Raw genomic sequence first — 23,327 nt, 5'->3', positions numbered from 1 at the left:
TTTTATCAGAAGGTATCCTTTTTTACTTACTAAAATTTTCGATTTTATAAAAAAGTTGCATCTTCCAACTACCGTTGGAAGATGCAACTTTTTATTGTTTATCTGAGTTTTGTCCCAGCCTCTTTTTTTTCATGTAAAAAGTTTGTTACGAATCCGTTATGTTTTTGTTCTTATTCTACATTATATAATTACTTCTTGAATCGATTTTAGTTGTTCTTTCTCACACGTGGGACAAAAAAATACATGTACACAGGTATGATTAGCTTGTGATTTAATATCTCCATCAAAGAGTTTCATACCTTCATTATCTAAGTAAGGAGCATAATCACCTAACTGTTCAATTAAACGACCTTTCTCATTCATTTGTGTGTCACATGTTGAACAAATCGTATCAATTTTTGTTAATCCATTACAGATAGGACACATATACAAGTTATCAACTTCTTTCAAGTACTGTCAACGTAAAACCTTTTTTTTGTTTTAACAATTTTAAAATAAAAGGGGCACATAATGTGCCCCTTTTTTACTGCCATATTTTATTTAATTATTGTTGTGGAGTGTTAAATTGTTGTTCTGCTTGTTGAACTAAACGCTTGGTGATTTCGCCACCTACAGAACCGTTAGCTCTAGATGTTTCGTTAGCTCCTAGAGATACACCAAATTCTTGTGCAATTTCAAATTTCATTTGGTCAAGAGCTTGCTCGATTCCCGGTACTAGTAATTGATTTGATTGGTTACTTTGTGCCATATCAACTGTTCACCTCCTACAATAAATAGTGTAAACAGAATCGCTAATCTTATTAAACTCAATTTCTGGAAAATTAACCTTAACTGGTTAAATCATTTTTTTTGGATCAACAAATTTATCAAAATCAGTCTCTGTTACTATTTTCAACATTACGGCCGCATCCTTTAAGGTTAATTCGTCTTGAAAGGCTTTTTTTGCTATTTTAGCTGCATTCTCATAACCAATATGAGGATTTAATGCCGTAACAAGCATTAAAGAATTATTTAGATGTGCCTCCATTTGTGCTTCAATTGGCTCCATCCCTTGGATACATCGTTTATCAAAAGATGCCACACCATCAGCTAATAACCGTACAGATTGCCAAAAATTATAACTGATTACAGGTTTAAATACGTTAAGCTGAAAGTTACCTTGACTTGCTGCAAAGCCAATTGTTGTATCATTTCCCATTACTTGCGAGACAATCATCGTCATTGCTTCAGCCTGTGTCGGATTTACTTTACCTGGCATAATCGAACTTCCTGGTTCATTAACAGGAAGTTTGATTTCTCCTATACCTGCTCGAGGTCCACTCCCTAGCCAACGGATATCATTAGCGATTTTCATTAAATCACCAGCTAATGCTTTTAGCGCTCCATGCGTATGTACAATTTGATCATGACTTGTTAATGCATGAAACTTATTTGGTGCTGCTTTAAATGGTATTTTTGTGTAATCACTAATAATTTCACATACAATTTCCGAGAATTGATCAGGTGCATTTAAGCCAGTTCCTACTGCTGTACCGCCAATTGCTAATTCTAATAAATAACTACTACTATCTTCAATCATTTTTTTCGTTTTGATGAGCATATGATGCCAACCGCTTATCTCTTGTCCAAATGTTAATGGTGTTGCATCCTGTAAATGCGTTCGACCAATTTTAATCACGTGTTGATATTTTTCCATCTTGCCCACTAATGTGGTTATTAAATTGTCTATACTAGGTAATAATTGGTTTTCAATTTGTTGAATAGCAGCTATATGCATAACAGTCGGGAACGTATCATTTGAACTTTGTGATTTATTAACATCATCATTTGGGTGAATCGTATATTTACTATCTTTAGCCTGTAACCATTCGTTTCCCACATTGGCAACTACTTCATTTATATTCATATTTGTTTGCGTTCCACTGCCTGTTTGCCATACTACTAATGGAAAGTGAGCAGATAACTCGCCGGTAATTATTTTATCTGTTGCAAAAACAATCGCTTCCATTTTATCCGCTTCTAATATACCTAATTTATGATTCGCAATGGCCGCGCTTCGTTTTAATAATGCGAAAGCTGTAATAATTTCTATTGGCATTTTCTCTGTTCCAATTGGAAAGTTCTCTATGCTTCGTTGTGTTTGAGCTCCCCAAAATTTATCTATTGGTACTTTAACCTCTCCTAATGTATCTTTTTCTACCCGGTAATCCACGTTAACAACACTCCCTCTATATTCACTATTTACTTTCTATTCTACCGTGTTTATTCTCTGATAACTACACACAAAAATCCTTCCTCATATTTTTGAGAAAGGATTTCATTATAAATTAATAGTCATAACCAAAATATTCTTCTAATGTAAGATCTTGATCATGAATTTCAGTAGCAATTTCCTTACCAACGTAACGAATATGCCATGGTTCATAATTATATCCAGTTATTTCACTTTTTCCTTCTGGATATCTAATAATAAATCCCTCTTGGTGGGCATTTTCTGCTAGCCATGTTCCTTCACTCGTTTGTTTAAATGATTCTTCTAATAAAGTTGCCACTGTTTCGGTCGAAGAACCTATATCCATAGCTAAACCTGTTTGATGTTCACTTGTACCAGGACTAGCGGAGTATTTATCAGCGTATTCTTGTCCATTAGTTGCAACACTATTATCATAAATTTGTTTCTGTCGATCATAAGAACGATAGCCTGATACAGCAATTAGTTCAATTCCTTGTTCTTGAGCACGGGTAAATAATGATTCCAATGCCTTAGCCGCTTCTTCTCGCATTTGACGTTTTGGATCACCTTCTGCTGCATAATGTTGCACATTTGGAACAACTAAATCAGCTGGTTCATAACCATCTGGAAGCTTACGTTGTTTATTAAGATAAACTTGGTTACTTTCCGGATTATCTACTACATGTAGACCTGTGTCATCTTCTACCTCTGCTATATGTTTATTTACTTCATCTTCTTGCTCTTCTTCTAATTCTTCCATACTATCGTTTTCTTCCTCTAACGTATTCTCTTCTTGTTCCTCTTGAACAGTTTCATTTTGATTTGTATCATCTTGAGTTATAGGTTCTTGCTCGTTATTACTCTCTTCACACGCAGTAATAAACAAAAGGCTAAATAAAATAAGTGGAAATAACCATAAACGCATACTAAAAATCCCTTCGATTACTATTTTAAATTCTTACTTACTATAACATATTCTAATATTCGTGAGAGAGGAAATTTAAAGCATTTTTTTTTGCACAAAAAAAGCCCCTGTCATTAATGGACAAGGACTGACTATTTTAATATTCCCATGAGTATGCTTGGTATTCTTTGCTTAAATGAAGAAACGTCTCTTTATCCTGCTTGTCAATTGAATCATTAATTTTGTTCTCTAAATTAGATTTATTCCATTGTGAAACCAATGAATCCAAGATTAATGTTGATGCAAGTTTGATCTCAAATGAAATTTCTCGTTTTGCTTCAATTGGTTTGTCTTTCTTACCATTAAATGCTCTCAACGTGTAATTCACTTTTTGCTTCTTCATGGAACACGCCTCCTAGTCCCTTTTTTCCATTATCCTAGATTTCAGGTTTAAATGCAATAGTTTAACGCACAATTTTCAGAATATTTATTTAAATATTACCCCAGAATATAAATAATTAAACATTAAAATAATGAACTTTTACGCTTAGGTTTTATTTTCACTAAAGCAAAATAGATTGCAATTGCAATAAACACACTGAATGTTATTACCATCCAAATTACGTCATAGCGCATTAAAAAAGCTGTTGCTGGAGGTCCGACTGCTACACCTAAATAACGTGCTGAACTATAGAAACAAGTGATTGTTCCTCTCACTTCTTTATCAATACTTTCCGTAATAATCGCATCTAAACATGGCAATCCAACACCAATTCCAACTCCTCCAATTAAAAAAACGATTAAAATATAAATGAAATGATCCGAAAAATATATAGCAACTACTGCAGTTGCTAATATAAGAAGCCCAAAAAACACTGTCCATTTCATTACTTTTACATGAGACTTAATTCGTTTACCTGTCAGATATGATGCCAAACATAAAGCAGCTAATGGCCCAGCTAAGTAAAAACCTTTTTTTATACCCGTAATAGCATATTTATCTTCTAACATACTCGATAAGTAAAATAAGATTCCAAATAAGATAAACATTAAGATTGCACCAATAATGTACACAGCAATTAGCCATCTTCCATGTTTCTTAAAAGCTTTTTTTGTATCTTTCCAAAAAATCTTAACTGCTACTGGTTTTTGTTCATTCTTTGGTTTTTTCACTAAAAACAACACTAAAATTGCAGAAATTACACAGAAAATCGGTATAGATAAAAATGGTAAAAACCAAAAAAAACTTGCTAACCCAGCACCTAAAATTGGACTTAATACTTTCCCAAATGTATTCGATGTTTCTACAAGTCCTAATGTCGCGCTGACGTCCTTTTCACGTTTAAACATATCTCCTACCAATGGTAAAACAATCGGTGCAGTACCAGATACACCTACGCCTTGCAATATCCTTCCGATTATAATGACCATGTATGGTGATTCCATTTTCCAAGCAGCATAACCTGACAATAATCCTCCTGCACCTGATATTAACAACGAAGGAATAATAACTGCCTTTCTTCCAAACCGATCGGATAAAAAACCTGCTATTGGAATAAGTACAATTGCAACCAGAGAATAAACCGTTATGATATAGCTTGTTTGAATTTTTGAAATATCTAGCTCTTTTTCCATTAACGGTAATATCGGAATAAGCATTGAATTTCCTAATGTCATGATAAGGGGGATAGAGGCTAACGAAACAATTGCCCACCTTTTTTCGTGTACTTCATCTTGACCAGTTCCCGATTTATTTCGAGCCATAAAGTCATCCCTTCCTAATCTTAATTATAAAGTAATATATATTAACATGCGTTTTACTATAAGCTATTATGCTTTCTTCCTATCTATTTCATGTATTTTTTATGAAAAAAGATACAAACTCTCACCATAACAACAAAAAAGCTATAGGTTATGGAATTTGTTTCGTAAAGCAAACATCCTTGCTATATCCCAATTGATATTGCCTGCCGAAGCTTTTTTTCTCTAGACTCATTAATAGTATATTTGGTAAGCTATGTATGCTAGTTAGAAACTATTGGAGGAGACGTCATGAGCCAGTATGATAATTATAAAAAAGGAGAAAAAGGAGCTTGGGTAAGTATCATCGCATACCTCTCTCTAGCCTCTTCTAAATTGATCATTGCAACAATTGGTGGTTCAGCTGCTTTAAGAGCGGATGGACTAAATAATACAACTGATGTCATTGCGTCAATTGCTGTTTTAATAGGTCTTCGTATATCGAGAAAGCCTCCAGATGAAGATCACCATTATGGTCATTTTCGTGCTGAAACAATTGCGTCACTAGTAGCAGCGTTTATTATGATCAGCGTTGGATTACAAGTTATCATTGGTTCATTTCAATCTATAATTGAAACAAACTATACTCAGCCAAGTTGGTTAACTGCTTGGACTGCTTTAACCGCAGCGTTTGTCATGTTTGGTGTTTATCACTACAACTTGCAACTATCAAAAAAGGTAAATAGCACATCATTATATGCCGCTGCACAAGATAACAGAGCGGATGCACTTGTTAGTATTGGTGCATTTATCGGCATTGTCGGTGCACAAATTGGTTTATATTGGCTTGACCCTGTCACAGGACTACTTGTTGGTTTCATCATATGTAAAACAGCTTGGGATATTTTTAAAAACGCAAGTCATACATTAACGGATGGATTTGACGAAGAAAAGCTAGATATCATTCGAGCGAGTATAATAAGTGATGAAGAAGTGATAGAAGTGAAGGATATGAAAGGACGTTTGCATGGGAACCAAGCATTAATCGAGATCACTATCTATGTCGATCCAGAATTAACTGTAAAACAAAGTCATCACATTACAGATCGAATTGAAGATTTATTATCTGAGAAACATGACGTACCACATGCACACATTCATATTGAACCCTATCCATCTAAAAAAAAGTAACGAGGAGATAATCTCTCGTTACTTTTTTTAGATAGTTAATAGAAATACTGTAGTTGAAGCACCCAATATAACAAGAATTATATTTAATCTAAATAAAGCTAATACTACCGCAATTAGCCCGCCAAAAAAACCTATCCAAGGTTCTTCAGGTATGACGGTTAAAACACCTGGAAAAATTAATGCCCCTAATGCAGCATAAGGTATTACATTGAGCCATTTGTTAACCCAACCAGGAAAAATTATTTTATCCACTATGAAAGCAGGAATCAGCCTTGGTATAATTGTCACAAGTGCCATACCAATAATCGTAAACATAATCATTTTTCTACCACCTTTACGAAAAGTGTACCAATAAAACTGGCTAATAATGTACTACATACAATGGCCCAACCTTGATCCATTTGCATACTAAACAAATAATTAAAAATCATTGCCAAAACGGCAATAACACCATAACGCACTTCGACCTTAACTGATGGAATTAACAGCGCAATAAACATAGCATACAATGCGATTCCCATACTCATACTTAGAGATTCAGGTATAACATCGCCCAATATACCACCCAAAACAGACCCTAACACCCATGATAAATAAGCAGTTAGCATTAAGCTTGCATAGAAGTATCCACCATTCTTTTCGTTTGCTTCTTTAGTATGTAAAGACACTACTGAAAACGACTCGTCTGTTAGTCCCAGAGAAAGCGGAGCCTTCCATTTTAAGTCAAGATTTTTAGACCTATTCATAAAAGATAAGCTCATTACAAAATGACGGAAGTTTAGTACAAATGTTGCAATAATGATTTCAATAGAACCAGCACCAATCGCAATCATATTAGCGCCCATAAACTGTGCTGCTCCTGCATAAACAAATACACTCATTGCTGTTAACTCCATTAATGTCATACCTGACTGTGAGGCAAGAACACCGTATGTAATCGCAATCGGTAAATAACCGAACATTATAGGTAAACCAGTCAAAAAACCATTTTGAATCATTTTTATTTTTTGTGATGAATGGCGCTCAATCATTACTTTGGCCATTACCATACCCCCTGTGTTGCTTTATGTATGATACTTTAACATATTATTGCACCATGTGAAATTGTGAAAAATAATACCTTTCTCAAAATACCCAACTAAACTCTTACCTGGCTCTAAAAATACACGACACTTTCCTCAAACACTTCGGTATAACCATCAACTGCGACACCACAGAATCTCCTGAATGACCCGCTACTCAAGTGAAATTGACTCCCTTTCCGCAGGCACGGCTTCAGCTAACTTGGAAGCAAAGAACGCCTCCAAGTGGATCTTCAGCCCGCGCTGTTCCTGCAGGAGTGTCGTCAATTTCACTTGATCCGCTAGTTTATTACACTGCAATATTAGAAGAGAATAAATTTATTACATATCGAAAAGGTACACTATTAAGCGAAGGAAGCAAATGGTTGAGACTCCTGTGGGAACAGCACAAACCGAAGATCCTCTATAGAAGCGATCTTTGCTTCTATAGATAGCTGAGGTTGTGCCCACGGAAAGCGAAACCATTTTGCTGACGTAGCGGGTAATAAAGCCTAACTCCGTCGCATTTTTTGTCTACTGCTCAGTTGAAAATTTAAAAAGAAGTAAGGTAATTATTACCTCACTTCCTAGATTTATACTATTCTTGATCTGTAAGAATTAGTGGTTCGTTTTTTGTTACTACAATTGTATGTTCAAATTGTGCTGATCTTTCTCCATCTACAGTTCTTGCTGTCCAATTATTATTATCCATCTTACTATGCCAAGATCCTTCATTTAACATTGGCTCAATCGTAATCACCATACCTTCTTTCAAACGAGGGCCTTTACCAGCTAAACCATAGTGCGGAATATGTGGTTCTTCGTGAATAGTTGGACCAATCCCGTGCCCAGTAAAGTCGCGTACTACTGCATAACCTTCAGCCTCAGCATATTGCTGAATCGCATGTCCTATATCTCCAATACGATTTCCCGCTTTTGCCTCTTTGATCCCTCTATAAAGTGACTCTTTGGTGACATCCAAAAACCGTTTTGTCTTTTCATCCGCCTCTCCAACAACATACGTCCAAGCAGAATCCGCCAAACCACCATTTAAATTAACTACCATATCAATTGTTACAATATCACCATTGTTTAATGGCTCATTTCGGGGAAATCCGTGGCAAATTTCATCATTTACAGATGCACATGTTGCATATTCATAACCGTTATATCCCTTTTGTTCAGGAGTTGCACCATTATCTGCTAGATATTTTTCAACAAAGTCATCAATCTCTTTTGTTGTGACACCAGGTTTCATCATTTTAGCTATTTCTTTATGACAAGATGCTAATAGCTTACCTGCCTCTTCCATCATAGCTACCTCTCTTGTACTTTTTCGTGTGATCATCGTTCATACTCCCTTTCATTCATTACTTACTATATCATATTTTCTTATTTCTATTATGTATCCAATATTACAATAAGTTTATCACAAAATAGATATTTCCATGACCATTTTGCACAAAAAACTGCTAATTGATGAAAGTGCATCAATTAGCAGTTTAAGTCTATTATTATATTTCTGTATTTGCATTTATTATACGAACCCCATAAATACCTCCAGCAATATTTCCCTCGGTAGAAGTGAATTTCACCTCTACTTTTTCTTTATTCTTTGTTAGCACAGTTGGAATTGGATAACAAACATCTATTAATTCACCAGCTTTACTCGATATTAATGTTTGTTTCGCAACGTGACTACCATCCACTTCGATAGTGAAATCTCTTTGATAGGCTTTACCGTCGATATAATGCTTACCATCTCCACCATAATACGTTACAAGTAAAAACATTGGCAACTTACCGTCAACAGCCATTTGATAACTAAAATAGCCAACATCTTTGGCGTCACGCCAGCTTTGATGTACAATATTTAAATAACCCGTTTCTGAGTTTTCCGCTTTTACCTGATGATCCTTTTCAGGCTGTTGTTCTCCAGGTTGCACGTGGTCAACAGTGATCGCACGCAATTTTTCCATTGCTTCTTTTTCGTGATCCACAAAGGAAGCAAATTCTTTTTCATTCATCACTTTCCAATACAATGTATATCGTTCATGATGAAGTGCATAAAACGGAACCATTTTCACTACGACAGATCCAGGTTGACCAATAGCCTTTGTCTCAAAGGTCAATGTTTTATCATCAATTAGCTTAATCCATTTATCTAAATCATCTTCTGCTGTTACAAGTGTGGGAACATCTATCAATTTATAATTATTAAATTGCTGGTGATCAGCGACAATATCTGTTTCAGGGAAGTTTTCTTTTCCTAACGCACCTGCTAAAACAATTGGTCCATACATGAATGCTTGTTTTTGCGGATCATCTTTCGACACGTATCTGTGTAACTTCATTGGTAAATCAAATACAATCCGATCTCCTGCAGTCCATTCCCGTTTCAACTCAAGATAACCATTTATAACTTCTCCATTAACTAACTCACCGTTTATACGCGTATTCATATTACCTGCTAGCCAATACGGAACACGAATTTTTATTGATAATTCTGCTCCATTTGCCTCTTTAACTAGAATTTCACTCTTATTTCCTGTTGGAAAAGTTGTCTCTTGTACTAATTGAATTTCTTTGTCTTCTAGGGTAATAGTAGAATTAATGAATAAATTCACATAAAGTGCATTGTCTTTTCTTGTATATATATTTTTTGTATATCGTGCAGGATTCTCCATACCTGATCCTGTACAACACCAAAACGAATCATCTGGTGAACAATATACCTTGAAATGTCCTGGTTCTGTTGAGACAAAATAAGTCTTCATTCCAGAATCAGGATCTTGTGAAGCTAAAATGTGATTATATAGACCATTTTCATAATAATCCATATACCTACTATCTGGACTCCAATCAAATAAATGCTCGGTAAGCTTTAACATATTATACGTATTACATGTTTCTGTTGTCAGAACACCTAGTGGCTCTGTATCAATTGGACCAAAATGTTCTGCATTACTATTGCCACCTATTACGTATGAGCGGTGATTAATCACTTGCTCCCAAAAAAAGGTTACGAGTTTTTTATAAACTTCATCTCCTGTTACATCATACAATTTCGCAGCACCTATCACTTTTGGAAATTGTGTATTTGCATGTTGTCCTTCTAAATGATCAACACCCTCAATTAATGGGTTGAGAATACTTTGATCACAGAAACGGATAGCCAGATCAAGATATCGAGGATCATTCGTAATCTCATACATATCAGCCATCACTTCATTCATACCACCATATTCACAAGTCAACATTCTTTGAAACTGTTCATCCGTTAACTTTGACAAACCTTTATATGCCCAATCAGATAAGTTCTTAACTACAGCTAGTGCCTGAATATTACCTGTTAGGCGATATGCATCAATTAAACCAGCATAAATTTTATGGATACTATACCAAGGAACCCAAGAGCCACCTAATCCAAAGCTTTCAACTCGAAAATCACCAGTAAATACTTCTTCAAAACAATCTTTAGCGAATCCGCTTACATATCCTTCCGAATCAAATGATTGCAAATAGGATAACTCAGCGACAGCATAATCTAATTTCTCTTTCATCTTTTCATCACCAGTTACATGATACATCATGGCTGCAGCAGAGAGCCAATGACCTATTGAATGACCAGCAATCTCCATCGATTCCCAACCACCATATCGCTTATTCTTTGGTTCTTTACCAATCGCCTCATAACAAGGGGCCACTAATCGATCAACATCTAAATATAATAAATAACTTTTACCTTTTTCTTCTGACTGCTTAAAAAGACCACTATTTAAAACGACCTTATTCATATCTATTCTCCTCACACCATAATTTACTTCTATTATGCGTGTTAACATACATGATTGGAATACACCTAAATATAGAAAACATATCTTATTTTTGTTTTTATATGCTATACTAAAAAGAAACGTGGAGGCTTTATATGTACGCAATAAAACTACCTACCTATCAATTACCTTTAGTTAGAGAAGTTGGTTTTATGACTGATGAAAAAGGGGTTTTAAACCATCCCCATCGTAAACTAGATAATATTAATGTCTTTATTTTTGTTGTTAAAGGAAAAATAGAAGTAATTGAAGATGATAATTTCTATGAACTATCAGCTGGATCCTATCTTTTTTTAAGAAAAAACATAACTCATTGGGGTGCTGGATCCTATCTTCCAGGGACAAGTTGGTATTATATTCACTTTTATGATCCACCAACGGTAATAGTTCCGTTAGAGGATTATCATAATTTCCAACAAACCTCATTAATTGCAGAAGAAACATATAACCAACAACTACAGTTACCAAAAAAGGGTAGCGTAACTCAACCTGATTTCTACACATTGCAATTAGATAAATTAATTGAGCAAGATAAAAGCCAAGATGAAATTAGACCCCTTCTTTTATCACAAATGACTTATGCATTATTTATTAACTTATATAAGCACTCAAAGGAATCAAAAGTTCATCCAAGAACACAGCGGATAATTGCGCAATTAACAAAAATATGCAGACAGGCCTCAAAGAAACTATCTGGTAAAGAAATTAGTCAAGCAATGGATATGAATTATGCTTATGTATCGACTATATTTCGAAAAGAAACAGGTAAAAGTATTACACAGTTTCAGAATGAAATATTAATTGAAAAAGCGATGGATTTATTCAAAACGGAAGTAAATAATGTTTCGGAGGTAAGTGAAAAATTAGGTTTTTCAAATGCCTTTTACTTTAGCCGTGTTTTTAAAAAAGTTACAGGAATGGCACCGTCTGTGTATCTCAATCAAAATTACCAAGTAACACATAAAAATAGAGGACTCTAATGAAAGAGCCCTCTATTTTTCTAGATGCTTTTATGGTAGTTTAGTATCCACCGAAGCCCCATGAAGCACCAATGATAATTAGTAAGATGAATAAAACAACAATCAACGCAAATCCAGAACCATAACTATATCCTGCACTCATCTTTATAACCCCTCCTTTGTTTATTACACTTATAGAATATGTAATAAGCCCCAGAATGGAAGTCTAAACGAAAAAAATGGGTGTTTTACTTAGTTTTAAACGTTTCTAGCCCTTCATAAGGGTATTATATGGTATATTTACCAATCAAAGGAAGTCTTTTACACTATAATATTTACCATTGATTACTTGTTCTGGTTTAAATAAGATCGAAGTTAGAACTTCTGCAACTGCATCAGTATTTCTTAATTGATTTTCGGTTTTATATTGCTTAAACTGTTCAACATCTTGAAATGCTTCTTTACTTGATGAACGGATTTCGCTTTGCATTTCTGTATCCATAATACTAGGATCAAATAAAATGACTTTATTTTTCGTTTTCAATTGTGCTTGTTCTAATGCAACAGATTCCGTAAAACGATTTAATCCTGCTTTACTTGCACTGTATGCACTCCAGCCATAGACAGAACGATCTGCTGCACCAGATGTAACAGTAGCAATAATTAGTGGAATATCTGTTTTTTGGGCTTTATTTAAAAATAAACTAGTCGTTATCATTGGTGCAATTAAATTAACATGCATATGGGAATTTATAGCTTCCATTGTGTGTTTATCAGAAGTGGCAATAGGATTAACTACTCCTGCGTTATGAATAAGGTATACGTAGGCAGTCTTTCTTTTAAACAGCTGTTCCGCAATTGTTGAAAACACTTTTTCTACTTGTTCTGCATTCGCTAAATTACATGCATGGTGTTCATACGTTCCTGGTAAACTTTCAGTCATTTTCTTTAATGAACTATCCATTTTTCTAGAAATCCCAAATACATGCATTCCTTGTTCAATACATAGTTTAGCGAGGGACGCTCCTAAACCTCTTGAAGTACCTGTTATAACTGCATATTTCATCCTTCAACCTCCTAGTTCATTCTATTATACATAATGGTAATACTTTGGTGAAACAACTTCCAGTTAAAAATGCACCTCCAAATTTTGGGAGATGCATTCCTTTATAATTTTGAAACTTTAATTGCTTGTTCAAATACATCAATAATATCTGCTGCATCCTCAATACCAACAGATATACGAACTAGTCCCTCTGTGATACCTAACTCATCCTGTGATTCTTTAGGTAAAGCGCGATGGGATGTGGTCAATGGATAAGAAACCGATGTTTCTACACCCGCTAAAGTTGGCACAATCTTTACCCAATCTAATGATTGAAAGAACTTATTAATATCACAATTACCTGTAACATCAATAGAAACAATTGCTCCATTTCCATTAGTTGCAACATTTTTAGGATAATAAACCTTAGTAACAGCATTATTCTTAGCTAATGCATCAGCTAATGCCTGTGCATTTTTTACATGCCGTTCCATTCGTACGCTAAGTGTTTTAATACCACGACATGCTAACCAAGCCTCAAACGGACTTAAGTTCGTACCGATATTCACGACCTTTGATTTGGCCTTATCAATTAAATCTACATCACCAACAAGTACTCCTGCTGTTACATCGCTATGACCGCCTAAATATTTAGTCGCACTATGTACAACTAAGTTAACTCCATCTGTATATGGACGACATAAATAGGGTGTAGCAAATGTATTATCAATCATGGTAAATATATCATTCTTTTTAGCGAGCTTAACAAGAGACGTTATATCTTCAACACGAAGTAACGGATTTGTTACAGACTCGGAATATAATAGCTTCGTATTCTCACGGATATGTTGTTCCAACTCATCAACCTTTTCAAAATTAACAAAGGTAACTTCTATCCCAAAATCAGCTAATTCATGTGCTAACAACTGATAAGTCCCACCGTAAATATCTGTAGATGCTAGAATATGATCCCCTGATTTAGCGATAGCTAAAATTCCGACTAAAATAGCTGAAAGACCAGAAGAAGTTGCAAGCCCTTTAGGTGCACTTTCTAATTGGGCAACAGCAGATCCAAGTTCATCAGTATTCGGATTACCCACTCTTGAATACAAATAGTCTTTTTCCCCCTGATAAAAACCCTCTAAATCATCTAAATCAGAAAACTTAAAAGCTGTTGTTTGATAAATTGGTGTTACTTTGCTATCTATAACATTCTTATTTTTTAAAGCTAAATGCACGGACTTTGTATCGAATTGTTGACCCACTATTCTCTCTCCCCTTTTAACGTGTTAGTTACTACTTTATCCTACTATGAAGAATAAAACCATTCTTTACATCTTTTCTTCCATCTGATGCTGATAGACAGTTAAGTCAATTTTAGATGTTTTATGAAATAGAATACCTTCTTGTTCAAGTAACCACTTTTGTGATGCATAACCTTCTCCTTGCAAACTAATTTCACCTTTACTATTTATCACACGGTGCCAAGGTAATTTGTACTTCTTGCTCATACTATGTAAAATACGGGATACTTGTCTTGCCGCTCTTGGATTTCCTGCTACACGTGCTATTTGACCATAAGACATAACTTTTCCTTCTGGTATATTTCGAATGATATCAATAATAACATGTGTGAAGTCTTCCATTCTTTGATCGGTCCCTTTTCTTAATACTTTCACACTAGTATATCACGATTAAAAATAGAAATAAATAAAAGCCATTTCCTCAAATAATACATGGAAATAGCTTTTATTTACTCCTATTTATGACGGCCGTCATATCAATGTACCTCCATTCCTAAATTAGGTTTCTACTTCGGTCGCCTGTCATTAATCTGATTCTCTAATTCATAAACATTACACATAAGATTTAACCTCCTTCCTTTTCTTGATAATATAAGTGTATCGTTTATGAATAGCTTTCAAAACCATAGTAAGCTTGAATTAGATTACGTCTGTGGACTGATTTTTTTCTCATACCAAAAAAATAACCCGTTGTTATCTCATTGAGATAACAACGGGTTATTGATTAAATTAATGTGCTGCATGTCCAGTAGTTAAGACCCATATTGAACCTGCTACGATAACAAGCGCCATGAAAACAGCAAATGCAACATTAATAATGTTAATACCACCTGATTTACCTTCAGTAACATGCATAAACATAATTAGCTGAACTAAGGCTTGAAAAATAGCTAGAATACCGATAATGACCATCTTAACCGATGCTGCAAAAGTAGTTTCATAAACAACTAATACTGCTGCGACTGTTAATACAATTGACAAAACAAAACCAACTACGTGATTCATCGGAAATAAAGTTTGTTTTTTCATCTTACATCAACACTCCTCTCAAATAGACAAAGGTAAGGATGAAGATCCAAACAACATCTAAAAAGTGCCAATATAGACTTGCTATAAAGAATTTACGAGAAGTCACTGGTGTAATACCTCTTTGAACCAATTGAATGATTAACATCGTGATCCAAACAATACCAAACGATACGTGTGCCCCGTGTGTACCTAATAAGGTAAAGAAAGCAGATGTAAATGCACTTGTTTGCAACGTCGCACCTTCATGTACATAATGGATGAACTCATTAATTTCCATATACATGAAGCCAGCTCCAAGTAACAAGGTAATCACAGTAAAAATGAGCATACCCTTAAGGTTGTTATGACGCATTTGATGCAGCGCCAATCCCATTGTGAAACTACTTGTTAAAAGTAAAAAGGTTTCAATTAATACGTCATTTAAGACAAAGATTTCAGCTAATGTTGGTCCATCAGCTGTGCCACCTTCTAATACAAAGTAGCCAGCAAATAGAGTAGCAAACAAGACAATCTCTGCACCTAGGAATAACCAAAAACCTAAAATATTCATTTCATTTTGATGCGTACTATACTCTAACGGTGTTGATGTTTGTGATGCCATTATAGATCACCTCTCCACTTACGTTCTGTTTCTAATACCTTTTTAGCTGGGATATGATAACCGTCATCATAATCAAATGAACTAGCAATCAAACCAGCAATTATCGCAATAGAGAAAATAGCTGCTAAGGTAAACCATTCAAATATTAAGAAGAAACCGACAATACCAAATGCCACACTCATGATAATTGGAATTCCTGAGTTACTTGGCATATGAATATCTTTTATCTCCTCTTTCTTCAGCTTGTTCTTGCCTTCTTTTTTATTTTTCCAAAACTGATCTAATTCAGTTACTTCAGGCGTTACAGCAAAGTTATATTCTTGAACAGGTGATGCTGTATCCCATTCTAGGGTACGCGCATCCCAAGGATCTCCTCCGATATCACGCGATGCATAACGGAAACTCCAATAAATGTTATAAACTAAGGCAGCAAAACCTGCTGCTAGCACTAAAGAGCCAATAGCTGAGAATCCTAAATACGGTGCCCAACCTGTACTCTCTGAATAAGTGTACATACGACGTGACATTCCATCTAATCCAACAAAGAACATTGGCATAAATGTCATGTTAAATCCAATTACAAATAACCAGAAATGCCATTTACCAATTCTTTCATTCAAAGTGAATCCAAACATTTTTGGCCACCAATAATATAAACCAGCAAATACTGCGAATACAACACCAGGAATTAATACATAGTGAAAGTGTGCCACTAAGAACATTGTGTTGTGATACTGATAATCAGCCGCTGCCATTGCTAACATAACACCAGTTACCCCACCAATAGTGAAACAAGGAATAAATGCTAGCGACCACATCATCGCGTTGGTAAATTGGATTCGGCCCTTCCTCATCGTGAATAGCCAGTTAAATATTTTGACACCAGTAGGGATCGCAATCATCATCGTTGTTACCGAAAAGACTGAGTTTACTGCTGCACTATTACCCATTGTATAGAAATGGTGTACCCAAACTAGCATACTTAAAAATGCAATAGCTACAATAGAAATTACCATTGTTTTATAACCAAACAAGTTCTTTCTAGAGAAAGTTGCAATAATTTCTGAATACATACCAAATGCAGGTAAAACTACAATATACACTTCAGGATGTCCCCAAAGCCAGAATAGATTTAACCATAGCATTGGGTCTCCTCCAGCTGCTACTGTAAAGAAATGAGCCCCAAACATTCTATCAAGTGTCATCATTAATAAAGCGATTGTTAAAATCGGAAATGCAGCTACAATTAAAACCGATGTAACTAATGAAGTCCACGTAAACATTGGCATCTTCATCAATGTCATTCCTGGAGCTCTCATTTTAAGAATCGTTACAATAAAGTTAATTCCAGTTGCAAGTGTTCCAATACCAGCAATTTGAAGTGCAATTGCATAGAAGTTATTTCCTATATCAGGAGAGAATTCCACACCTGCTAACGGAAAGTAATTTGTCCAACCTGCATCGGGAGAACCACCAATTACAAAAGAAATATTAAATAACATTGCAGCACCGAAAAACAACCAAAAACTTAAAGCATTTAATTTCGGGAATGCAACGTCACGCGCTCCAATTTGTAAAGGTAGAACCACGTTCATAATACCGATCAGTAGAGGCATAGCCATGAATAGAATCATTACGACACCATGTGTTGTAAATATCTCATCATAATGCTGTCCGTCTAAAAGTTCCAATCCAGGCCGTGATGTTTGTGCGCGCATCATCAGACCATCTACTCCACCACGGAAAAACATTAACACACCGGCAATAATATACATTATTCCGATTTTCTTATGATCTACTGTAGTAAACCACTCTTGCCAAAGATACTTCCATTTTTTTAAATAACTAATAAGTGCAACCAATCCGATAATTGTTAAACCAATCGCAATTTGGGATAAGAAAATAATCGGATCACCAGTTACAAAAAATTCATCTAATTTCATATGCTTCTCACCCCCAACTTAATGTCCATCATGTCCTTCATGTTCTGATTCATCCATATCCATTTCTTCATTACTTTGTTCTGATTCAGACTCATCTTGCTCTTGGTCAGTCTCAGTATCTGTAATAGATACGTCCGAATCTTCTTCATCTATCTCGCCTTCTTGTTCATAAAGATGTGTTTCATAATCTTCTGGATTAATGTATTCTTCTGAACCACCATGTGCGTGGTCAATCCATTGTAGATGTGTTTCATTATATGTCTTACGTCCAATAATACTTGGCGTAAGAATTTCTCGATATTCATCTTCTGTTAAGACATTTGCCGTGTTTTTTACATCAGAAACCCATTCGTTAAAGTCTTCTGCTGATTCCGCAACAACTTCAAAAGACATATGTGCATAACCTTCACCATTAAAGTTTGTGTTTCTTCCAATATATTCACCTGGACGATCAGCTACTAGATACAGTTGTGTCTGCATGTTAGCCATTGTATACTTCTGGCCTGCAAGAGACGGAACCCAAAACGATTGCATTGTTCCAGCAGATGTCATTTTAAATTGAATAGGGCGATCAGCAGGAATATTAACATAATTTACTGTTTCAATATCTTGCTCTGGATAGCTAAAAATCCATTTCCAGTCTGCAGAAGTAACGTGAATAACTAGAGGTTCTTGATCATCATAACCCTCTGGAATATCTTCAACATCTGAAATTGTAATTATAGTTGGTATAGTTAAAGCAACAACGATCAACACAGGAATTAAGAACCATGTGATTTCTAACGCTGTACTTCCCTCCTCATGTGGAGGTTCATAATCTTCATTTTCTGGTTTTGCACGATACTTCCAAACAATGAAACCAAATAAAACGAATACTACTATAACAATTAATAGCATGAAAATAATAGAGAATATAATTAATTCAGTTAAATTTCGTGCCACTGGTCCTTGTGGATCAAAAACCGTAAGCGTTGATTCACAACCAGTTAACGTTAATGTAGCTAATAGTATTGCCGTGATATAAAATATAGTACGAATACGCTTCATTACATCTTCTCCTTTCTTTCAACCAAATAGTAATCTATTACAGATTTTTGCACATAACAAGAGTTATTATACTTAAATGAACACAAAGTGTAAATAATAGTGTTGCCAAATCTTATTCTAACAATTATCCGCAAATAAGTAACACATTACATTAAAGTGTCACAAAAAGTTCATATTTGAGAAAAAGTTTTAAAAAAACTAAACCATAATATTTATAGAATTAGTATTTAAATTTTTTTAGAAACAAAAACAAGACTTCAAAAAAAGACAGATTTCTTCCCATAATAAAAGCCTGGATAAATTAATCCAAGCAACATTTCCATTCTTATATAGTAGTTATATCTTCCTCAACCTGCATATACTCTTTATTAAAATAATCTATAAAAGCTTTAGCATAAAATGGATCGAATTGAGTTCCTGCGCAATCACGTAATTCATCTAATGCATCATTATATGATTTCGTCTTTTGATAAGGTCTTTCAGTAGTCATTGCATCAAATGAGTCAATAACACATAATATCCTAGCTAACTTAGGTATTTCATCAGCTTTTTTACCATATGGATAACCTTTTCCATCAAATCGTTCATGGTGTAATTCAACTAAAGGTACTAATGAAGCATTTTTTTTATCAACTTGTATAATTTCTCTTCCCCATGTAACATGTTTTTTCACAGCATTCCATTCTTCAGCTGTTAATTTACCAGTTTTATTAATAATACCTCTAGGTACCTCTAGTTTCCCTATATCATGAACGAGTGCCCCTAGGGAAAGTATCTTTTTATCTTGCTCATTAAGTAATAGATATTTACCAAACTCTACTGCAAACTTAAATACACGTTTACTATGTCTATATGTATAGATATCTTTTGCTAATAGTAATTTTAACTGCTGTTCCAATTCTTCTAGAGAAGCTGTAATTTCCAATGGCTCAAATTCGTGACCGTATATGTGTGTATTGTTTTTTCCTTGTTCTTTTGCATAATACATCGCTTGATCTGCATGCGTTAAAAATTCAGTCGGATTATACATTTCTATATTCCACTCTATAATACCAGCTGAGAATGATAAACATCCGTATGGTAATCTTTCTACTCCATCTACATATGTATTATTTAATTCTTTTCTAATGCACTCAATTAAATCATTCGCCTGATTTTCGGTTGTTTCGGGCATTAAAATCACAAATTCTTCCCCACCATACCTTGCCACTACATAATCTTTCTCTTTACATTTTTCTATCAATATTTCGCCAAATAAAGTTAATACATGATCACCCTTCATATGTCCATTACTATCATTAAATATCTTAAAATCATCAATATCCAACATAGCCATAGATAACGGTTTATTGATAGTAATCTGTTTCATTTGCTCAAACTTTTCATTTAGTATTTCTTTAAAATAACCATGGTTATAAAGACCCGTTAAGTGATCAATATTTGCCTTGGTTTTTACTGATTCGTAAAGAGCAAATTGTTGCCTGAAAGTAAATGATAGCAGTAATGTTATGGTTACAAAAAGAAACAGACCAAAAATTGGTGTCCTTTGTAATAAAATGCTTAATACAATCGAAAGTAACATTGTAGTGGCATAGCTTTCAATTGTACCTTTCATTAAACCTCTTAGTGCTTCTAATAAGTTTTTTCTTTCAAATAACCAAAAATATATGCTGACTAAAAGAGTGTTCACAATAAAATAACTGAGCAATGAACCTATATAGGCAATCGCATTTTGCGAATTTACAAATCCAACACTACCACCTAGTAATTGAAAAACATGAAATGCAAAAAATAACATAATTGTATAAATCGAAAAATTAAAACTATGTTTCCACCAAATTAATCTTCTTTCATAAAAGAAATAAATAATGCTATTTATCAATAAAACAGTTAGGGTTAAACTTATACCAAATGTAAATAGTATTGCTAAATAAATAGAAGAATCTAATGACAAAAAGTTACCAACAGGTAAAAGTTGTATTTTATAGTGATTTAATATAAGCGAAGCACCTACAAGAGAGTACAAAAGAATCCATTCTAAATTAGATTGATAAGAAAAATCAATATAAATTAAAAAAGAGAATACACCAAATAGATATATAAATGAAAGAAATATTAATATATTTAATTTTCTTTTTTCCATTATCATTTTATCAACTCTCTTTAAAAAAACTATGGAGAGTCTAAACTCTCCACTACTAAAATATTAACCTAATTTAAATCCTGACGTTAATCCTACCAAAAGTGTACCAATAATAATAGCATTGATTACTACTCCAGTAATTTTAATTCCTGTGTTGCTTTGCATTGCTTTTTTCATCTAATTTCACCTCCCTTAAGTTGCATTGAGATAATTTCCTCTTCTGTTGGCTTGTCCTTCAACATTTTATCTTGAATAAAGAAGAAAATACCAATATTCATAATTACATCACCAATACTAATAACTTGATCTCTTGGATAAGGTGATGTGATAGGAATAATATCACCCAAAAATGCTAGTTTAGTAGATTCAGTCATAAGCGCATGCTTTCCATAGAATCCATTTTTAATTGCTTCCATATACATTGGATCTAATATAGTAGAAGCCTCTTCAGAAACTGGCATGCGTCCACCATTTATGGCCATAACAATGAAATTTAATAACACACCAATCATTATTAGATTAAAACCGGCATTTTTCCGGTTAAGCCAAAGGAAGAACAAACCAACTATATAGACAAAGATAAATATTGTGTTGCTCCATTCACCTAGAATAGGGAGTTGATTTTGAAAGTTAAAAACTAAAATTTGAGTTATAAAGATGACTGGGAATATCCATCCCCAACGAAATAACGGCTCTGTTAAAAACTTTAAATTACCTTTTCGGATAAATCCAACAATTATAGCAAATAAAATACCATCATATACCATATAATTTTCTCCAATACTGAACTTTAATAAGAAACAATACATCAAAAATCTAAATCTAAATACAAATTTGTATATATTTATACATTAATGCTAATTATAAGATAATTCAAATCAATTTTTTTGAATACTTTTAACATAATTAGGTAAAATGACCTATTATAAAATCATATTTACAAATTTTCTTGCATAAATTGTTCAAAAAAGGCGTAATCTACAAGCTAAATTAACTTAAATAGGTTTAATTAGGTACAAAGTTCTATTTGTTCGACAAAAAGCGTGTACCCTCTACTTTTAAGAAGATACACGCTTTTATTATTCAGCTAACGCTGTTTCAATTGCTTTTAAATTCCGTTCCATTAATGTAAAGTAATCTTCACTATTATCTATATCTTCCTCAGTTAATACAGAAAGATTATGCAATTCTAATGACTCAACACCAGTTTCTTGTTGGATAACAGTTGCTACTTTTGGTGTGATATTTTGCTCAAAAAACAAATAGTGAATGTCATTTTCTTCAACTTCCTCAATGATATTCTCTAATTCCTTTTGTGATGGTTCATCTGAAGAAGTTATACCAGAAATCGCCAATTGTTCGATTCCATATGCCTTTTCCCAATATCCGTAAGCTGCATGTGAGACTAAAATTTCATTTTGATCATAACCTTCAATCGTGTCATGGAAATTACTATCTAAACTTTCCAATCTTGAAACTAAGTCTTGATAATTCGCTTCAAAAGTTTCTTCTTGTTCTGGCATTTTTGCTACTAATTCTTCTTTAATGTTTTCTGCCAGCGAAACGGAAAGCATTGGGTCTAGCCATACGTGTGGATCAACATCTCCGTGATCGTGACCATCATCCTCTGTACTTTCTGCTTCTTCCTCTTCGTGTGTATGCTCTTCACTTTCTTCTTCATCGTGCGCGTGTTCTTCGCTTTCTTCTTCATGTTCGTGTTCGTAGTTTAATAGATCTAAACCTTCTGCAGCTTCAACCATTTCTACATCTTCATCAATTAAAGCTTGTTGAATCTTTTCAGCGTATGCCTCTAAATCAGCACCATTGTAAATAAATAAATCTGCTGTTGCAATATCAACCATCGTTTTCGATGTTGGTTCATATGTATGTGCGTCTGCTCCAGCGGGTAAGATAGAAGTTACTTCAACATATGAGCCACCAATTTCGTTTGCAAAATATTCTAATGGATATAAGGTCGTATAAATTTGTAGTTTTTCCTCTTCTGAATCGGTTCCAGATACTGCTTCTGACTCAGACTCCGCTTGTTCCTCACTACCACAAGCTACCAATAGTCCACCAACTAACATAAATAATGTAAATCGCATTAATAATTTCATTTCTTAAGTCTCTCCCCCGTATATTTGCTTTATATGGATTATATCGTAATCATTACGTATTGTAAATAGTAATCGTTACGCTTTATTTAATAAATTATAATTTACATTATTGTTATTGATAAAATACCAGCACTGCCTTACACTTTAAACGAAAAGCGTTACCTATAAAAAGAT

At 34.2% G+C, this 23,327-nt stretch carries 23 protein-coding genes; 2 read left to right on the top strand and 21 right to left on the bottom strand.

Annotated elements, in window-relative coordinates:
• Window positions 1–180 precede the first annotated feature (180 nt).
• From D2K62_RS11860 to D2K62_RS11835, 6 genes are all read right to left on the bottom strand, one after another.
• The gene (locus D2K62_RS11860) at window positions 181–363 is read right to left on the bottom strand and encodes a hypothetical protein (protein WP_157967417.1); all 183 of its coding nucleotides are present in this window, start codon (window positions 361–363) and stop codon (window positions 181–183) included.
• A gap of 181 nt (window positions 364–544) precedes the next feature.
• Complete coding sequence (locus tag D2K62_RS11855; protein ID WP_112180071.1) at window positions 545–748, bottom strand: alpha/beta-type small acid-soluble spore protein; 204 nt, start codon at window positions 746–748, stop codon at window positions 545–547.
• A gap of 87 nt (window positions 749–835) precedes the next feature.
• Window positions 836–2,212, bottom strand: coding sequence for a class II fumarate hydratase (gene fumC / locus D2K62_RS11850; protein ID WP_117149626.1), 1,377 nt, complete (start codon window positions 2,210–2,212; stop codon window positions 836–838).
• Between the two features lie 115 nt (window positions 2,213–2,327).
• The gene (locus D2K62_RS11845) at window positions 2,328–3,158 is read right to left on the bottom strand and encodes a M15 family metallopeptidase (protein WP_117149627.1); all 831 of its coding nucleotides are present in this window, start codon (window positions 3,156–3,158) and stop codon (window positions 2,328–2,330) included.
• A 136-nt stretch (window positions 3,159–3,294) separates the two neighbouring features.
• A complete protein-coding gene (locus D2K62_RS11840; protein ID WP_112180068.1) occupies window positions 3,295–3,540 on the bottom strand; it encodes an IDEAL domain-containing protein in 246 nt (81 codons plus the stop codon).
• A 122-nt stretch (window positions 3,541–3,662) separates the two neighbouring features.
• Entirely contained in the window at window positions 3,663–4,901 is a 1,239-nt protein-coding gene (locus D2K62_RS11835) for an MFS transporter (RefSeq protein ID WP_112180067.1), read from the bottom strand.
• A 288-nt stretch (window positions 4,902–5,189) separates the two neighbouring features.
• On the opposite strand from D2K62_RS11835, the gene D2K62_RS11830 reads away from it, so the two are divergent.
• Complete coding sequence (locus D2K62_RS11830) at window positions 5,190–6,068, top strand: cation diffusion facilitator family transporter (RefSeq protein WP_112180066.1); 879 nt, start codon at window positions 5,190–5,192, stop codon at window positions 6,066–6,068.
• Between the two features lie 27 nt (window positions 6,069–6,095).
• Here the strand turns inward: D2K62_RS11830 and D2K62_RS11825 are convergent, their stop codons facing one another.
• From D2K62_RS11825 to D2K62_RS11810, 4 genes are all read right to left on the bottom strand, one after another.
• Window positions 6,096–6,389: an AzlD domain-containing protein gene (locus D2K62_RS11825; RefSeq protein ID WP_117161532.1), complete on the bottom strand. Its 294-nt coding sequence runs from the start codon at window positions 6,387–6,389 to the stop codon at window positions 6,096–6,098.
• Window positions 6,386–7,111 (bottom strand): AzlC family ABC transporter permease, encoded by a 726-nt coding sequence (locus D2K62_RS11820; protein ID WP_232828014.1) that lies wholly within the window; start codon window positions 7,109–7,111, stop codon window positions 6,386–6,388. The genes D2K62_RS11825 and D2K62_RS11820 overlap by 4 nt, the downstream gene beginning before the upstream one ends.
• Before the next feature lie 616 nt (window positions 7,112–7,727).
• The gene (gene map, locus D2K62_RS11815; protein ID WP_117161531.1) at window positions 7,728–8,477 is read right to left on the bottom strand and encodes a type I methionyl aminopeptidase; all 750 of its coding nucleotides are present in this window, start codon (window positions 8,475–8,477) and stop codon (window positions 7,728–7,730) included.
• A 166-nt stretch (window positions 8,478–8,643) separates the two neighbouring features.
• Window positions 8,644–10,926, bottom strand: coding sequence for a glycoside hydrolase family 127 protein (locus D2K62_RS11810; RefSeq protein ID WP_117161530.1), 2,283 nt, complete (start codon window positions 10,924–10,926; stop codon window positions 8,644–8,646).
• Window positions 10,927–11,060: 134 nt separating this feature from the next.
• On the opposite strand from D2K62_RS11810, the gene D2K62_RS11805 reads away from it, so the two are divergent.
• Entirely contained in the window at window positions 11,061–11,945 is an 885-nt protein-coding gene (locus tag D2K62_RS11805) for an AraC family transcriptional regulator (protein ID WP_117161529.1), read from the top strand.
• Between the two features lie 40 nt (window positions 11,946–11,985).
• On the opposite strand, the gene D2K62_RS11800 is transcribed toward D2K62_RS11805, so the two are convergent.
• The 11 genes from D2K62_RS11800 to D2K62_RS11750 form a co-directional block, all read right to left on the bottom strand.
• Complete coding sequence (locus D2K62_RS11800; RefSeq protein WP_112180060.1) at window positions 11,986–12,087, bottom strand: YjcZ family sporulation protein; 102 nt, start codon at window positions 12,085–12,087, stop codon at window positions 11,986–11,988.
• Between the two features lie 144 nt (window positions 12,088–12,231).
• The gene (locus D2K62_RS11795; protein WP_117161528.1) at window positions 12,232–12,990 is read right to left on the bottom strand and encodes a (S)-benzoin forming benzil reductase; all 759 of its coding nucleotides are present in this window, start codon (window positions 12,988–12,990) and stop codon (window positions 12,232–12,234) included.
• Window positions 12,991–13,091: 101 nt separating this feature from the next.
• Entirely contained in the window at window positions 13,092–14,234 is a 1,143-nt protein-coding gene (locus D2K62_RS11790) for a trans-sulfuration enzyme family protein (RefSeq protein WP_112180058.1), read from the bottom strand.
• Window positions 14,235–14,300: 66 nt separating this feature from the next.
• Window positions 14,301–14,615, bottom strand: a complete 315-nt coding sequence (locus D2K62_RS11785) for an MGMT family protein (protein ID WP_117161527.1) — start codon at window positions 14,613–14,615, stop codon at window positions 14,301–14,303.
• Window positions 14,616–15,002: 387 nt separating this feature from the next.
• Window positions 15,003–15,302: a cytochrome aa3 quinol oxidase subunit IV gene (gene qoxD / locus D2K62_RS11780; protein ID WP_117149248.1), complete on the bottom strand. Its 300-nt coding sequence runs from the start codon at window positions 15,300–15,302 to the stop codon at window positions 15,003–15,005.
• Window position 15,303: 1 nt separating this feature from the next.
• On the bottom strand, window positions 15,304–15,903 hold the full coding sequence (gene qoxC, locus D2K62_RS11775) for a cytochrome aa3 quinol oxidase subunit III (RefSeq protein ID WP_112180055.1): 600 nt from the start codon (window positions 15,901–15,903) through the stop codon (window positions 15,304–15,306).
• Window positions 15,903–17,846, bottom strand: a complete 1,944-nt coding sequence (gene qoxB / locus D2K62_RS11770) for a cytochrome aa3 quinol oxidase subunit I (RefSeq protein WP_112180054.1) — start codon at window positions 17,844–17,846, stop codon at window positions 15,903–15,905. The genes qoxC and qoxB overlap by 1 nt, the downstream gene beginning before the upstream one ends.
• Before the next feature lie 18 nt (window positions 17,847–17,864).
• The gene (qoxA, locus tag D2K62_RS11765) at window positions 17,865–18,893 is read right to left on the bottom strand and encodes a cytochrome aa3 quinol oxidase subunit II (protein ID WP_117161526.1); all 1,029 of its coding nucleotides are present in this window, start codon (window positions 18,891–18,893) and stop codon (window positions 17,865–17,867) included.
• A 325-nt stretch (window positions 18,894–19,218) separates the two neighbouring features.
• Window positions 19,219–21,042 carry a bifunctional diguanylate cyclase/phosphohydrolase gene (locus tag D2K62_RS11760; protein WP_232828013.1) on the bottom strand — a complete coding sequence of 608 codons (1,824 nt, stop codon included), beginning with the start codon at window positions 21,040–21,042 and terminating at the stop codon, window positions 19,219–19,221.
• A gap of 167 nt (window positions 21,043–21,209) precedes the next feature.
• Window positions 21,210–21,803, bottom strand: coding sequence for a DUF5317 domain-containing protein (locus D2K62_RS11755; protein ID WP_117161525.1), 594 nt, complete (start codon window positions 21,801–21,803; stop codon window positions 21,210–21,212).
• 312 nt (window positions 21,804–22,115) lie between these two features.
• Window positions 22,116–23,153 carry a metal ABC transporter solute-binding protein, Zn/Mn family gene (locus tag D2K62_RS11750; RefSeq protein WP_117161524.1) on the bottom strand — a complete coding sequence of 346 codons (1,038 nt, stop codon included), beginning with the start codon at window positions 23,151–23,153 and terminating at the stop codon, window positions 22,116–22,118.
• Between the last annotated feature and the right edge of the window lie 174 nt (window positions 23,154–23,327).

Source organism: Paraliobacillus sp. X-1268, from assembly GCF_003426095.1.
In the GTDB taxonomy this organism is placed as follows: Bacteria; Bacillota; Bacilli; order Bacillales; family Amphibacillaceae; genus Paraliobacillus_A; species Paraliobacillus_A zengyii.
This window is presented reverse-complemented; position numbering and strand designations above follow the sequence as displayed.